The 13,261-nt window shown below is 74.9% G+C and carries 12 protein-coding genes and 1 pseudogene; 3 read left to right on the top strand and 10 right to left on the bottom strand.

The annotated features are described in order from the left end of the window. Nucleotides 1-117: 117 nt before the first annotated feature. Both QMQ26_RS36350 and QMQ26_RS36345 read left to right on the top strand, forming a co-directional pair. On the top strand, nucleotides 118-681 hold the full coding sequence (locus QMQ26_RS36350) for an EF-hand domain-containing protein (RefSeq protein WP_282206786.1): 564 nt from the start codon (nucleotides 118-120) through the stop codon (nucleotides 679-681). Nucleotides 682-772: 91 nt separating this feature from the next. Next, the gene (locus QMQ26_RS36345; RefSeq protein WP_282206785.1) at nucleotides 773-1,057 is read left to right on the top strand and encodes a hypothetical protein; all 285 of its coding nucleotides are present in this window, start codon (nucleotides 773-775) and stop codon (nucleotides 1,055-1,057) included. Nucleotides 1,058-1,501: 444 nt separating this feature from the next. On the opposite strand, the gene QMQ26_RS36340 is transcribed toward QMQ26_RS36345, so the two are convergent. The 6 genes and pseudogenes from QMQ26_RS36340 to QMQ26_RS36315 form a co-directional block, all read right to left on the bottom strand. After that, nucleotides 1,502-1,972 carry a hypothetical protein gene (locus QMQ26_RS36340; RefSeq protein WP_282206784.1) on the bottom strand — a complete coding sequence of 157 codons (471 nt, stop codon included), beginning with the start codon at nucleotides 1,970-1,972 and terminating at the stop codon, nucleotides 1,502-1,504. Beyond that, the gene (locus QMQ26_RS36335) at nucleotides 1,960-2,343 is read right to left on the bottom strand and encodes a hypothetical protein (RefSeq protein ID WP_282206783.1); all 384 of its coding nucleotides are present in this window, start codon (nucleotides 2,341-2,343) and stop codon (nucleotides 1,960-1,962) included. The genes QMQ26_RS36340 and QMQ26_RS36335 overlap by 13 nt, the downstream gene beginning before the upstream one ends. 328 nt (nucleotides 2,344-2,671) lie before the next feature. Beyond that, nucleotides 2,672-3,256: a TetR family transcriptional regulator gene (locus tag QMQ26_RS36330; RefSeq protein WP_282206782.1), complete on the bottom strand. Its 585-nt coding sequence runs from the start codon at nucleotides 3,254-3,256 to the stop codon at nucleotides 2,672-2,674. Nucleotides 3,257-3,367: 111 nt separating this feature from the next. Then, nucleotides 3,368-4,356, bottom strand: a pseudogene (locus QMQ26_RS36325) (aldo/keto reductase). Between the two features lie 188 nt (nucleotides 4,357-4,544). Beyond that, nucleotides 4,545-5,534, bottom strand: coding sequence for a hypothetical protein (locus QMQ26_RS36320; RefSeq protein ID WP_282206781.1), 990 nt, complete (start codon nucleotides 5,532-5,534; stop codon nucleotides 4,545-4,547). Nucleotides 5,535-5,596: 62 nt separating this feature from the next. Then, nucleotides 5,597-6,235: a hypothetical protein gene (locus QMQ26_RS36315; protein ID WP_100834399.1), complete on the bottom strand. Its 639-nt coding sequence runs from the start codon at nucleotides 6,233-6,235 to the stop codon at nucleotides 5,597-5,599. A gap of 569 nt (nucleotides 6,236-6,804) precedes the next feature. On the opposite strand from QMQ26_RS36315, the gene QMQ26_RS36310 reads away from it, so the two are divergent. Continuing rightward, nucleotides 6,805-7,641 carry an NAD(P)H-binding protein gene (locus QMQ26_RS36310; RefSeq protein ID WP_100834401.1) on the top strand — a complete coding sequence of 279 codons (837 nt, stop codon included), beginning with the start codon at nucleotides 6,805-6,807 and terminating at the stop codon, nucleotides 7,639-7,641. A 50-nt stretch (nucleotides 7,642-7,691) separates the two neighbouring features. On the opposite strand, the gene QMQ26_RS36305 is transcribed toward QMQ26_RS36310, so the two are convergent. From QMQ26_RS36305 to QMQ26_RS36290, 4 genes are all read right to left on the bottom strand, one after another. Beyond that, nucleotides 7,692-8,579: a MurR/RpiR family transcriptional regulator gene (locus tag QMQ26_RS36305; RefSeq protein ID WP_282206780.1), complete on the bottom strand. Its 888-nt coding sequence runs from the start codon at nucleotides 8,577-8,579 to the stop codon at nucleotides 7,692-7,694. A 278-nt stretch (nucleotides 8,580-8,857) separates the two neighbouring features. After that, nucleotides 8,858-9,838 (bottom strand): cyanophycinase, encoded by a 981-nt coding sequence (locus QMQ26_RS36300; protein ID WP_282206779.1) that lies wholly within the window; start codon nucleotides 9,836-9,838, stop codon nucleotides 8,858-8,860. A 493-nt stretch (nucleotides 9,839-10,331) separates the two neighbouring features. Beyond that, the gene (locus QMQ26_RS36295; RefSeq protein ID WP_282206778.1) at nucleotides 10,332-11,546 is read right to left on the bottom strand and encodes a M20/M25/M40 family metallo-hydrolase; all 1,215 of its coding nucleotides are present in this window, start codon (nucleotides 11,544-11,546) and stop codon (nucleotides 10,332-10,334) included. After that, entirely contained in the window at nucleotides 11,543-13,261 is a 1,719-nt protein-coding gene (locus tag QMQ26_RS36290; RefSeq protein ID WP_282206777.1) for an amino acid ABC transporter permease/ATP-binding protein, read from the bottom strand. The genes QMQ26_RS36295 and QMQ26_RS36290 overlap by 4 nt, the downstream gene beginning before the upstream one ends.

The following is a 13,261-nucleotide window of genomic DNA, read 5'->3' as shown; positions in this document are numbered from 1 at the left end:
GGAGTCGTGTGCGCGCCGTGCGACCGCGCGCTGCCGTAGGGAGCGCCGGGGTGGAAAGGATCACCTCGCACCCGGACGAGGTGGGAATCCGGGCCGGGCTTCGAGAAAGGCACCGCCATGGCGAGCGAGTTCCAGCGTCACAAGCTCACGAGCATGTTCCACGCCTTCGACACGGACCGGAACGGCTACCTGGACCAGCAGGACTTCCGGGCCCTCGCGGACCGCTGGAAGCAGCTGCCCCGGGTGGCGGCGGAGCCGGAGCTGGCGGCCCGGGTGGAACGGGTGATGCTCGGCTGGTGGGACACCCTGTACGCGGCGGCGGACACCAACGGCGACGGCCTGGTCGACATGGACGAGATCCTGGCCGTGGTGGACCGGCTGCCGGAGATGCGCCCGGCGGTGGCGGAGACCTCGGACACCGTCTTCGACGCGATCGACGAGAACGGCGACGGCCGGATCTCCCGGGAGGAGCACCGCCGCCTGGTCGACGTGTGGAACGGGCAGCCGACGGACACCACCGGCGTCTTCGACCTGGTCGACCTGGACGGCGACGGCTTCCTCTCCCGGGAGGAGTTCACCGAACTGTGGGCCCAGTTCTGGATCAGCGCGGACCCGGCGGACCCGGGCAACCACCTGTGCGGGGCACTCGCTCCGGCGGCGGACAGCGCCGCCGGAGCCTGAGGGCGGCCTCCGAATAAGCGCGGGCGGGGGCGCCGGCTGCTCAGCCCTGCTGGGCGCGCGGGCGCGGGCCTGGACGAGGGCGACGTAGCGGATGGTGAAGACCATCGGGACGACGAAGCCGGCGATCTGGACGATCAGCGAGGCGGTCGAGTGCCCGTGGCCGCCGTGGGCGAGGACGCCCAGCACCACGGCGGTGACCGCGAAGGCGGCCGTCCACACCGCGGTGATGATCACGTTGACCCGGATGAACGGCTTGAGCGTCCAGAACTCCTGCGGGGTGGTGCGCTTGGCAATGCCGAGCGTGAACGGCTTGCCGATCAGCAGCGAGCCGCCGGCGATCACCGCGAGGACGGCGGAGGACAGCGTCGCGGAGTAGTCGCGGACGCCGGAGTGCGGATCGGCGAAGGCGATCGCGGCCAGCACCGCGAAGTACAGGGCGGAGCCGGTCTCGATGATCAGCGCGTCCCATCCGGCGCCCGCGAGACGCTGCTGGACGATGACGGCGGCCGCGACCACCAGGCCGGCCAGCGCGGCCCACTGCCACTGGGACGAAGGGACCACCGCGAAGATGATCCAGGGCAGGAACGTGCGCAGGTAAGACATGGGTGCGATATCCCCCTCGATGGTCGGCCGACACTTCCTCAGGCCGTCTTTCCGCAGGATATCCACTGCGGGAACCGGGCACACCGCCCGTTCGCTGGACGGATCATGACACTTCGTCGGCTGGACGGATCATGCCACCCGGGCGTCCGGACGGGGCGGTGTGCGACGGCGTGCGACGGTGCGCGGCGGGGGCCGACCGCCCCGGGTGGGGGGCGGGTCAGCAGGGGCGGAGCGACGTGAGGGCGTCGTCGGAGGCGTTGCCCCGGGTGGCGGGGGCCATCGCGGTGGCGGTGCCCTGGTAGTCCTTGCCGGGGTACCAGCAGTAGGCGACGGGCGAGTTGTCGACCCAGGCGGAGACGCCCGCGGTGCCGGTGAACCGGGAGCCGTCGGGGAGTCGGAGGCGTTCGGTGTCGGGGAGTTCGGTGCCGGGCAGCAGCGCGACGGCGGCGTGGTCGAAGTGGACGCCGTCGTAGAGGCAGACCCAGCCGGCCGGGCAGTCGACCTGCCGGGCGGTGCGGCTGTCCCCGTTCAGGACGTGCACCCCGGGCGGGTTGCTCACGGCGGCAGGAGCGTCGGGCGGGGCGGTGCCCGGGGCGGCGGCCACCGGGGCGGCGGCGGTGAGCAGCAGGACGGCGGTGGCGGCGGCAGCGAGGGCGCGGCGCGGGCGCGGGGGCGTCAGGAGTTCCACGGCGTCCCCAGCAGTCTGAGGTCGGTGGCCCGGTCGGGGGTGTCGGCGGTCCACCACACCTGGGCGTTGGCGCCCTTCTCGATGGCGAAGTCGGCGGTCGCGGTCCGCCCGGGCTCGATCTGCCGCCAGATGACGTCGCTGGTGCCGCGCAGGGTGGCGGCGCACTTCGCGGCGTCGAGGTCGGGGGCCTTGCCGCCGTCGCAGTCGTGGACGACCAGCGAGAGGTCGGCGGGCGCGTGGCCGGTGTTGGTGAAGGCGAGCCGTCCGCCGCCGGCGGTCTGGCACCAGGTGACGGTGCCTGCGGTGACGGGGAGAGCGGGCCCGGCGGCGCCGGTGCAGACCGGTTCGGTGTCGCGGGCGGCGGGCGGCATCGCGCCACCGGCACCGGGCTCGGGGGCGGGACCGGGTGCGGGACGACGGCGGTCAGTGCGAGGACGCCGACGGGGACGGCGAGGGCTGCGGGGAGGCGGCGGCGCCAGGGGGTGCGGGGCATGTCTCTCCTGCTCGGCTGGAAGCCCGTGGGACGGGACGGCCGCCGATCCGCTCGACGGTCACGCCCAGTCATCACCAGGAGAGAAAGCCCGCCATCCCTTCGTTGACGCACTGTCACCCGATCGGCCAGCCCCGGAGCCACGCCCGGGCGATCCGGCACCGTCGCCCGACCGGTGACGGAGCGTCAACCGCAGCGTCCGGCGCCGGTCAGCGCGGGACGAGCCCGGTCAGCAGCAGGTCGACGACGGCGTCCAGGTCGGCGTCGTCGGTCGGGGAGGTCCAGTCCGCGGCGTGGGCGGGGTGGTGGAAGCGGGCCGTGGCCTGGAAGGCGGCCCGGCCCGCGACGGCCGGGTCGGCCGCGGTGAGGTCGCCCGCGGCGACTCCGGCGGCGACGATCCGGCCGAGCTGCCCGGCCAGCTCGTCCTCGTGCGCGGTGACGACGGCGGTCGACTCGCCGATCAACTCTCGGAAGGTGCGCTGTAGTTCGGGGTCCTGGAGGGCGTACTGCCGTTTGGTCGCGTGGAGGGCGCGCACCCAGTGGCGCAGCCGTTCGGGGGCCGGGAGCGCCGGGTCGTCGGCGATCGCGGCCATCGGCGCGGACGTCCGGCGCAGCCAGCGTTCGGCGACCGCCTCGCGCAGGGCCGCCTTGGTGCCGAAGTGGCGGTAGACGCTGCCGTGGCTGACGCCGAGCGCGCGGGCGACGTCCACCACGGTCGCCTTCGCCGGGCCGTAGCGGCGCAGGACCTCCTCGGCGGTGTCGAGAATCCGCTCGGCGGTCAGCTGTTCGGTCATGGCCTCGAGGTTACCGTTCGCCCACGTCGTCCCCGGTCCGGGCCGGACAGCCGGACCGGGCCGGACAACCGGTCCGGACCCGGCCGGGCTGGGCCCGCTCCGCGTCCGCGCCTACCGCTCGCTGTCGAGCATCGCCATCTGCGCCGGGTCGTAGCGCTCGCCGCGGGCGGCGTCGGCGGGCACGGCGGCCTCGATGGCGGCGAGGTCGGCCGGGGTCAGGGTGACGTCGAGGGCACCGAGCGCCTCGTCCAGGCGGTCGCGGCGGCGCGCGCCGATCAGCGGGACGAGTCCGTCGCCGCGGCCGAGCACCCAGGCGATGGCGAGCTGGGCGACCGTCACCCGCTTCTCCTCGGCGATCGCCCGCAGCGCCTCGACCAGGGCGAGGTTGTGGTCGAGGGCGTCGCCGCTGAAGCGCGGCAGGTGGGCGCGGAAGTCGCCAGCGGCAGCCTGCGGCTTCCAGTGGCCGCTGATCAGGCCGCGCGAGAGCACGCCGTAGGCGGTGACGGCGACGCCGAGTTCCTCGGCGGTGGGCAGGATGTCCTGCTCGATGCCGCGCGAGATCAGCGAGTACTCGATCTGGACGTCGGTGATCGGGTGGACGGCGTGGGCGCGGCGCAGTGTCTCCGCGCTCACCTCGGACAGGCCGATGTGCCGGACCCAGCCCTTCTCGACCAGTTCGGCGAGCGTGCCGACCACGTCCTCGATCGGGAACTCGGGGCTGATCCGGGCCGGCCGGTAGACGTCGATGTGGTCCGTCCCGAGCCGCTGGAGGCTGTAGGCGACGAAGTTCCTGATCGCGGCGGGGCGCAGGTCCACGCCGTGGAAGGCGCCGTCCGGGTCGCGCAGCGCCCCGAACTTGACGCTGATGACGGCCCGCTCGCGGTCGCGTCCGCGCAGTGCCTCCTGGAGCAGCATCTCGTTGTGCCCCATGCCGTAGAAGTCGCCGGTGTCGAGCAGCGTGACGCCCGGTCGAGGGCGGCGTGCACGGTGGCGATGCTCTCGGCCCGGTCGGCCGGGCCGTACATGCCGGACATGCCCATCAGTCCCAGGCCGAGGCGGGAGACGGACGGGCCGGTGGTGCCGAGCGTGGTGTTCTCCATGGCTCCACCGTACGCGCACCGCTGACAGATTTCAAAAACTGTCATTCCAATTCTGTTGGGCTGCGGTGGCGCGCCCGCAGCGACAGTGACAGCGCGCGGCCGAGCCCCCGGCCGGGATCTGGTCGGGGGCTCGGCCGGGGGCGCGGTCGCAGGCGCTGCCGCGTGCGCGGTCGCGTACGCAGTCGCGGTCAGACCGCGAGGAGCTGCTGGAGCAGGTCGCGGTACTCGCGCAGCGAGAGGCGCAGGTCCTCGGTGCGGGAGGAGTCGTCCGCCGCGCCCCGGCGCTCGCCGTTCTTGTCGCCGTCGGCGTGCCACGAGTCGCGCAGCGCGGTGCGGCGCTCGCGCAGGCCCTCGGTCAGCCGCTGCACCGTCTCGTCCAGCGCCTTGTCCGCCTCCTGCACGGCCTGGCGCGGGTCGTCCACGAAGGTGCCTATCGCGTGGTCCATCCGCTGCGTCAGCTGCGAGGTGAGGTCCGACGGGAGGAGCGGCTGGTGGGTGCCGGAGCCGTCCGCCGTGCGCGGCTGCCCGGCGGCGGACCGGGCGCGGTCGCGGTCCTCGTCCTTCGCCGTCGCACCGGTGGCGGTGCCCGCGCCGGTGGTCTCCACGCCGGTGGCAGCGGCCCGGATACGGTCGCGGTCCTCGTCCTTCGCCATCGCACCGGTGGCGGTGCCCGCGCCGGTGGTCTCCACGCCGGTGGCAGCGGCCCGGATACGGTCGCGGTCCTCGTCCTTCGCCATCGCACCGGAGGTGGCACCCGCGCCGGTGGTCTCCACGCCCGTAGCGGCAGCCCGGATACGGTCGCGGTCCTCGTCCTTCGCCGTCACGCCGGAGGTGGCACTCGCACCGGTGGCAGCGGCGGCGGTGTTGCCCGTCGGCGCGGGGCGCTGGGCGCCGCCGGTCGCGGGCCGGGTGTCACCGGTGCCGCGCGGCGTCTCGTCGCTGGTGACGAACCGGCCCGGGGCGCCGTTGCGCGGGAAGCGGTGCGGGTCGGTCGCGTCGGCCGTCTCGCGCCGCACCTCCTCCGCCTGCTCAAGCCGTTCCGGCTGCTCCGGTCGGCCGGCGGCGTCGCGGTTGCGGTCGGCGGCGGGGGTGCGGGCGCCGTCCTGAGCGGTGTCGGTGTCAGTGTCGGCGTCGGCGTTGAGGGCGTCGGTGCGTCGGCCGTGGTCGCTGATGGTCATGCGGTCCTCCTCGAAGAACGGTGGAGCGACGGTGTCGTCGTGGTGGGGGTCCGGGCCCGCGTTCAGGCGTGGTGCTCGCGCTGCGTCGGCACCTGCCGCGTGCGGCGGGCGGTCGGCATGCGGTCCTTGGTGGTGGTGTGGGTCGCGGCGCGCTCCGGCTCGCCGTCCGGGCCGATCAGCGCGAGGAACAGTTCCCGGGCCCGGACCAGGGCCGCGCGCTGCTCCTCGGTGTTCTTGGCCCGCCCGGCGGCGTCCGGCCGGGAGATCGCGTGCAGCACCCGGTAGGACTCGACGTGCTCGCCGTGGTCGACCGAGATGGTGTCGATCTGCGCGTCCACGTCGGAGTCGGGGTAGCCGCGCTCGCGGGCCACCCGGGCCAGCAGCGCTTCGGCGTCGGCCAGTGCCTGCCGGGGGTCGTCGACGAAGCGCGTCTTGACCTGCGCCCACTGCTGCTCGGCCCGGGCGCGCTCGGCGCTGCCCAGCGGGGTGAGCGTCAGTTCCCGGTGGCGTTCGACGCGCTGGGCGAGCTCGCGCTCGGCCGCGGTGGTGTCGCCGCCGTGGCGGGCGACGGTGCGCTCGTACTCGGGCCCGAACCGGCGGCTCAGGCTCGGGTGCTGCTGGCCACGGCGGAGGGCGAACGCACCGAGCGCCGCCACCACCACGACGATCACGACGATCGCCACGATCAGACCGCTGGACATGCTCTGCCTCCTGACGCGGGGGCCGCTCGGGCCGCCCTGTTCGGTTCGCTCGCGGTGTCGGGTGACCCGTATCACGCTCCCCAAACACCGCAGCTCTCCTGACGGCCCGTCAGGAACCCCCGCGTCCGCCGCCCTTCTCCCTCCCGCGCGACCTGGTCGGGTGCGGCGCCGCCAGCAGCGGGGGCGCTACCGCAGGCGGTCCAGGATCTCCCGGTGGTGGCCGCCGACCACCGGCAGTTCGTCCAGCGGGGACCAGCGAGCGTGACGGGGGTGCCGTCGGGGACGACGGCGGTGAAGGCGAACTGGCGGTCCCGGGTGCCCTTGCGGCCGGTGAAGTCGGCGGCGTGCGGGTGGACGAGGCCGAGACCGGTGAGCCCGGTCTCCTCGGCGGGTTCGCGGACCGGACCGACCGCACCGCAGACCGACCGGCCCCTCCCGGACCCTCCCGGAGCGGCCCGGACCCGTCCGGCGGGACAGCGCGGGATGTCACACCCGGCGCCCCGTCCGGCTCTCGGGTTCGAACGGCGGGGCAGCGGCCCCGTCGGCGGAACGCGACGAGGAGCGGACACATGATCATGGTGACGGGTGCGACCGGAACGGTCGGACGCGAGGTGGTGCGGCTGCTGGCCGCCCGGGGCGTCGAGGTGGCCGCCGTGACCCGCGATCCGGCGGCGCGGTTCCCCGCTGGGGTCCGGCGGGTGGTGGGCGACCCGTCCCGGCCCGGGTCGCTGGCGGGGGCGCTGGACGGGGTGGCGGCGCTGCTGCTGAGCCCGCGGGCCGTCGGCGGGGCGGCGGCCGAGCTGCTGGCGCTGGCGGCGGAGCGCGGGGTGCGGCGGGTGGTGGTGCTGTCGGCGGTGACCGTGGAGTACGGCGGCGGGTACCGCCGTTTCGCCGCGGAGTTCGAACGGATCGAGGCCGCGGCCCGGGCCTCCGACCTGACCTGGACGTTCCTGCGCTGCGCCGACTTCGCCGCCAACACCCTCGCCTGGGCCCCGCAGATCCGGGCCACCGGCACCGCCCGCGGCGTGCACGGCGCGGCCGCCACCTCCCCCGTCCACGAACGGGACGTCGCCGAGGCCGCCGTCCTGACCCTGCGGGAGGACGGCCACGCGGGCCGGGCGTACGCCCTCACCGGCCCCCGGTCCCTCACCCAGTACGACCGGGCCCGCCTGCTCGGTGCGGTGCTCGGCCGGGAGGTCACCTTCGAGGAGGTCCCCCCGGAGGTGCTGCGCCGCGCTCTGCTCGCCCAGGGCCTGCCCGCCGACGTCCCCGACCGCCTGATCGGCTACGCCGCCGCCTGCCTGGCCGCCCCGGGCCCCACCACCGACACTCTCCCCCGCCTCCTCTCCCACCCGGCCCGCACCTTCACCACCTGGGCCGCCGACCACGCCCCCGCCTTCACCTGACCGCCTCCGCCCGGCCCGGCGCCGTCCCCGCCTCCGGCTTCCGGCCGGGATCAGGTCAGGCCGATGCGGCCGGCGGTCTCCTCGACGTGCTTCAGGTGCTCGGGGGCCCGCTCTCCGAGCGCGGTGACGAGACCGGCGACGACGGTCTCCACCACGGCGAGGGTCGGCACCAGGCTGTCGTACGGGGACGGTGCGCCGACCTGGCTGGAGAGGACGACCTCGGCCTGGGTGCTGACGGGCGACAGCCAGGCGTCGGTGAACAGGATGACGCGCCCCCCGGCTTCGCGGACGAGTTCGGCGAGGGTGACCTTGTCCGTCTCGTAGCGGCGGTAGTCGAAGACGACCAGCACGTCGCGGCGGCCGAGCGCGGCGAGCAGCGCCGTCCGCTCGACCGGCCGGTCGGGGAGGAAGCGCACGTCGTCGCGGAGCTGCATCAGGTGCAGGCCGAGGTACTGGGCGAGCAGGTGGGTGAAGCGCCCGCCGGCCAGGGTGACGCGGCGTTTGGGGTCGGCGAGCAGCTGCACGGCCCGTTCCAGCTCGTGCGGGCTGACCTCGGCCAGGGTGCGGTCGACGGCCGCGGTGAACACCTCGCGGCCGTGCGCGAGCAGACCCGCCGTGCCCGGCTGCGGGGGGCGCCCGCCGTCCTCGCCCGTGCCGCCGTGGCGCGCGGTGCTGTAGAGGGTCAGCGGTGACGCCTGGCGTTCGTCGAGTTCGGTGCGCAGGGCGGCCTGGAAGTCGGGGAAGCCGCGGTAGCCGAGCCGGTTGACGAACCGGATGACGGTGGGGGCGCTGACGTCGGCGCGTTCGGCGAGGGTGGCGACCGTCTCGAAGCCGGCGGCCGGCCACCCGGCGAGCAGGACGCGCCCGACCTTCCGCTCGGCGGGGCTGCAGTCGCCGAGGCGCTGGCGGATGTCCTCGGCGAGCGTGACGGGTGCCATGGCGCGGTTCCTTTCCCGGGCGTCGGCGGGGTGGACGGTCCGGAGCTGTGGTGGTCCGCAGCCTAGCGAAGGGCCGGGCCGCGGGGATCTTGTTCGGGAATGTCGGCCGGCGGCCTAGGCCCTGTCCGGCCGATCTTGTCGGATCAGCGCGCGGCGTCGGGGGCCCGGCTGGGAGTGCCGGCGGAACTCCCTCGTACTGGGTGTACTTGGGTGTTTCGCCGGTGCTTCCAGCCGGGATGCCCGGCGTCGCGCGCCCGGCAAGATCGGCCGGACAGGGCCTAGTGCGCGGTGGGCGCGATCGCCAGGTCGAGGTCGGTGAACGAGGCGGCGGTGGCGCCGTCGAGCGTCCAGGCCCGGGTGTCGGGTCGGCGCTGGAGGGTGACGGTGAAGGCGGGGCCGGTCTCGTAGGTGGTGGCGGTGGCGGTGCGCCGGGTGCGCTGGGCGGTGAGGGCGCGGGCGGTGCCGGAGAGCGAGTAGGGGGTGCCGTCCGGGTCGTCGACCGAGTAGAACGCGTCGTGGTTGGCGGGGACGGGGGCGGTGTCGGCGGGCTTGAGGCGGTCCTTGGCGGGGGCGGGCCGCACGGTCCAGGTGCGCGGGGCGTACCGGTCGCCGTCGGTGAGGTAGCTGTAGCGGACGCCCTCGACGCTCCAGCGGCCGCCGGTCGTACGGGCGTGGGCGTGGCGCAGGTCGAGGACGGTGACGCCGTGGGTGCCGAGCACCCGGAGGGTCTCGTCGCGGGTGCCGGCGTGCTCGACCTCGATCGCGGTGTCCTCGTCCAGGGCGAACACCCGGTCGTGGCCGGTGTCGGCGGCCAGCCGGACGGCGCGGCCCTCGCGGCCGTAGGTGCCGGTGTGGGTGTCCAGCAGGCCGGCGTCGAAGAAGCCGAAGCCGCCGCGCGGAAGGTAGCCGAGTCGGGTGGGGTCGTCGAAGTAGCCGGGGGCGCTGCCGTCGCGCAGGGCCTGGTAGCTGTCGCCGCCAGTGACCATGTCCGGTCCGGAGGCGATCTGGGCGCCGGCGCTGGAGCCCGCGACGACGGCGCCGGCGGCGAGCTTGCGGCGGATGGCCGCCAGGACCTTGGAGTCGGTGTGGGCGTCGCCGTGCAGCAGGGTGGTGACGTAGCGGTACTGGTCGCCGCCGCCGAAGAAGAAGCCGGTCATGGACTCGACCCGGGCGACCACGGCGTCCGAGTCGGCGGCGTCGAGGTGGTCGAGGTCGACCGGGATCCACTGGGCGTCGGCCGCACCGTGGTGGCGCAGCAAGTCGGCGTAGTAGGCGCCGTTGCAGGCCGAGTTGGAGCACGTGGCGGGGTCGGCGGCGTCGGGGTCCTGGCTCTCGGGGACGGAGGCGGCGGTGAGGACGCCGATCCGGGCCTTCCCGGCGCCGCCGGCCTTGGCGATGATCTCCTGGTAGATCTCGGTGTTGTCGTCCTTGAGCCGCCGCCGACCAGGACCAGCGTGCCGCCGGGGTGGTGCCCGGCGGGGGCCGGGGCGGCGAGGGCGGACGGGGCGGTCGCGGCGACGGTGGCGAGGGCCGCGGCGAGGACGAGGGCGGCCCGGCGGGGGCGGGCGGGGAGGTGGCGGTTCATCCGTGGTCTCCAGGTGCGATCGGGCCGGTGCGGGCGCGGGGTGCGGCGGGCCCGGACCGGCACCCGGCGGTGTCCGGTGCGGGCCCGCCGGGGGTGGGAGCGGCGGTTCGCGGGCGCCCGGGCGGAGCCGGGCCGTTCGGTGGTGCGAGGGGGACGGAGGTGCGGGCTCAGGCCCGCCGGAGGCAATCGACCAGGGTGGCCAGCAGGGCGATCCGGGTCGGCGCGCTGGCGGTGTCGAGCCACTCCTCGGGGGTGTGGTCGGCCCCGCCGACGGGTCCGAGTCCGTCGAGGGTGGGGACGCCGAGGCCGGAGGTGAGGTTGGCGTCGCCGACGCCGCCGGTGGCGGCGCCGCCCACGGTGAGGCCGAGGTCGGCGGCGGCGCTGCGGGCCAGGGCGAGGACGGCACGGGTCGCGGGGCCGAACTCCATCGGCGGGCAGAGGTCGAGCTGGTCGACCCGGGCGGTGGTGCCCGGGACGGCGGTGCGGCTCGCGGTGTCCCGGATCGCGTCGAGGGCGGTGCGCAGGGCGGCGCTGGTGGCGGCCCTGACCTCGACCTGGAGTTCGGCCTCGGGGCAGACGATGTTCGGCCGGGTGCCGGCCCGGACGACGCCGACGTTCAGGGTGACGCTCGGCCAGGTGTCGTTGAGGGCCTGGAGGGCGACCACCAGGTGGGCGGCGGCGAGGGCGGCGTTGGCGCCGCGTTCGGGTTCGATGCCGGCGTGCGCGGCCCGTCCGGTGACGGTGACGAGCAGGTCGGCGACGCCCTTGCGCTGGACGACCAGGTCGCCGTTCTCCCGGGCGCACTCCAGGCCGAGCGCGAAGTCCGCGTCGCGGCAGAGCAGTTCGGTCACCGGGCGGCTGGCGGGCGAGCCGACCTCCTCGTCGGGGGTGGCGATCAGGACGAGTTCGGCGAAGGCGGTCCGCCGGTGGCGGACCAGCAGTTCGGCGGCGGTGACGCCGGCCAGCAGGCCGCCCTTGTCGTCGCTGACTCCCGGCCCGTACGCCCGGGTTCCGACGGCGCGGAACGGCCGGGCGGCGGCGGTGCCGTCCTCGAAGACGGTGTCCATGTGGCCGATCAGGACGATCCGGGCGCCGCCCTCGGCCGCCGGCAGGGTGCCGGGCAGTCGGCCGACCAGGACGTCGCCGAACGCGCGGCCCTCGACGGGGTCGACGGCGAGGCGCTCGGTGGTGAACCCGATGCCGTGCAGCCGGTGCTGGAGCCAGTCCGCGACCCGGTTGACCCCGTCCCGGTGGTGGCTGCCGGAGTCGATGGCGACCAGGTCGGCCAGGTCGGCGAGGTAGCGGGGCAGGGCGGCCCGGGCGGCGTCCAGCAGCGCCGCGGCGCGCGGGTCGGGGACGGCCCGGGTGGGGGCGGCGCTCACAGGACCTTGGACAGGAAGGCGCGGGTGCGCTCCTGCTCCGGTTCGACCAGCACGGTGCGGGGGTGTCCGGCCTCGACGACCACGCCCTCGTCCATGAAGACGGCGGTGTCGCCGACCTCGCGGGCGAAGCCGATCTCGTGGGTGACCACGACCATCGTCATGCCGTCGGCGGCCAGGTCGCGCATCACGTCCAGGACGTCGCCGACGAGTTCGGGGTCGAGGGCGGAGGTCGGCTCGTCGAAGAGCATCAGCTTGGGCTTCATGGCCAGCGCGCGGGCGATCGCGACGCGCTGCTGCTGGCCGCCGGAGAGCTGGGCGGGGTAGTGGTCGGCGCGGTCGGCGAGGCCGACCCGGTCCAGCAGCCGCAGCGCCTCGGCGCGGGCGTCGGCGCGGTTGACGCCGGCGACCCGGACCGGCGCCTCGGTGACGTTCTCCAGCGCGGTCAGGTGCGGGAAGAGGTTGAAGCGCTGGAAGACCATGCCGATCTCGCGGCGGCGTTCGGCGACCTCGGCCTCGCGCAGTTCGTGCAGCCGGTTGCCGGACTGCCGGTAGCCGACCAGGTCGCCGTCGACGGTCAGGCGTCCGCCGTCGACCTTCTCCAGGTGGTTGATGCAGCGCAGGAAGGTGGACTTGCCGGAGCCGGACGGGCCGAGCAGGCAGCAGACCTGTCCGCGCTCCACGGTCAGGTCGATGCCCTTGAGGACGTCCAGCCTGCCGAAGTGCTTGCGCACGCCCTCGGCGTGCACCATGGGCCGGGCCATCGGTTCAGCCCTTCCGTTCGCGGGTGGTGGGGAGCAGGCCGGGGAGGCCGGTGAGCATCCGCCGCAGCGGGGGACGTGCCCGGCGCGGGCGGTGCCGCGGCCGTAGCGGCGCTCCAGCCAGGCCTGCGGCACGGAGAGCACGGTGACCAGCGCCAGGTACCACAGGGCGGCGACCACCAGCATCGGGATGACCTGGTAGTTCTGGGCGTAGACGTCCTGGATGTTGGACATCAGGTCGTGCGCGGCGATCACCGAGACGTACGCGGTGGTCTTGAGCATGTTGATGGTCTCGTTGCCCATCGGCGGGATGATGACCCGCATGGCCTGCGGCAGCACGATCCGGCGCATCGTCAGGACGGGCTTCATGCCCAGCGAGTGGGCGGCCTCGGTCTGGCCGGGGTCGACGGACTGGATGCCGGCCCGGATGATCTCGGAGGCGTAGGCGGCCTCGTTCAGGCCCAGCGCGAGCAGCGCGGCGACGGACGCCGGGAGCAGGTCGTTGGTGTCGAACCGGACGAAGGTGACGGTGGTGAACGGGATGCCGATCATCAGGTGCTTGTAGAGCGCGGCCGCGTAGCCCCAGAAGAGGATCTGGACCAGCAGCGGGGTGCCGCGGAACAGCCAGACGAAGCCGGTGGACAGCCCGTACAGGACGGGGTTGTCGGACAGCCGCAGGACGGCGACCAGGGTGCCCAGGCCGAGGCCGACCGCCATCGCGGCGGCGGTCAGCCACAGGGTGGTGGCCAGGCCGTCGAAGATCAGGTCGGCGAACAGGTAGTGGCCGACGACGTCCCAGTGCAGGTTGGGGTTCTTGGCGAGCGAGCCGACCAGGCCGACGAGGCCGACCAGGGCCGCGACGGCGGCGATCCACCGCCCCCAGTGCCGGACCGGGACGGCCACCAGGTCGTCCGGCCGGGCGGGGGCCGCCTCGGCGGGGCGTGCGGTGACGGGCAT

The organism is Kitasatospora fiedleri (assembly GCF_948472415.1).
Lineage (GTDB): Bacteria > Actinomycetota > Actinomycetes > Streptomycetales > Streptomycetaceae > Kitasatospora > Kitasatospora fiedleri.
Note: the sequence above shows the minus strand (reverse complement) of the source record. Positions and strands in the feature narration are given on the sequence as shown.

What these genes read in the sequence shown, in the direction of transcription:
- QMQ26_RS36305 (WP_282206780.1), bottom strand. Translation starts at nt 8,579, where the DNA reads ATGGCACCCGTCACGCTCGCCGAGGACATCCGCCAGCGCCTCGGCGAC.
- QMQ26_RS36335 (WP_282206783.1), bottom strand. Translation starts at nt 2,343, where the DNA reads ATGCCGCCCGCCGCCCGCGACACCGAACCGGTCTGCACCGGCGCCGCC.
- QMQ26_RS36315 (WP_100834399.1), bottom strand. Translation starts at nt 6,235, where the DNA reads ATGTCCAGCGGTCTGATCGTGGCGATCGTCGTGATCGTCGTGGTGGTG.
- QMQ26_RS36350 (WP_282206786.1), top strand. Translation starts at nt 118, where the DNA reads ATGGCGAGCGAGTTCCAGCGTCACAAGCTCACGAGCATGTTCCACGCC.
- QMQ26_RS36345 (WP_282206785.1), top strand. Translation starts at nt 773, where the DNA reads ATGGTGAAGACCATCGGGACGACGAAGCCGGCGATCTGGACGATCAGC.
- QMQ26_RS36320 (WP_282206781.1), bottom strand. Translation starts at nt 5,534, where the DNA reads ATGACCATCAGCGACCACGGCCGACGCACCGACGCCCTCAACGCCGAC.
- QMQ26_RS36330 (WP_282206782.1), bottom strand. Translation starts at nt 3,256, where the DNA reads ATGACCGAACAGCTGACCGCCGAGCGGATTCTCGACACCGCCGAGGAG.
- QMQ26_RS36310 (WP_100834401.1), top strand. Translation starts at nt 6,805, where the DNA reads ATGATCATGGTGACGGGTGCGACCGGAACGGTCGGACGCGAGGTGGTG.
- QMQ26_RS36290 (WP_282206777.1), bottom strand. Translation starts at nt 13,261, where the DNA reads ATGCCCGTCACCGCACGCCCCGCCGAGGCGGCCCCCGCCCGGCCGGAC.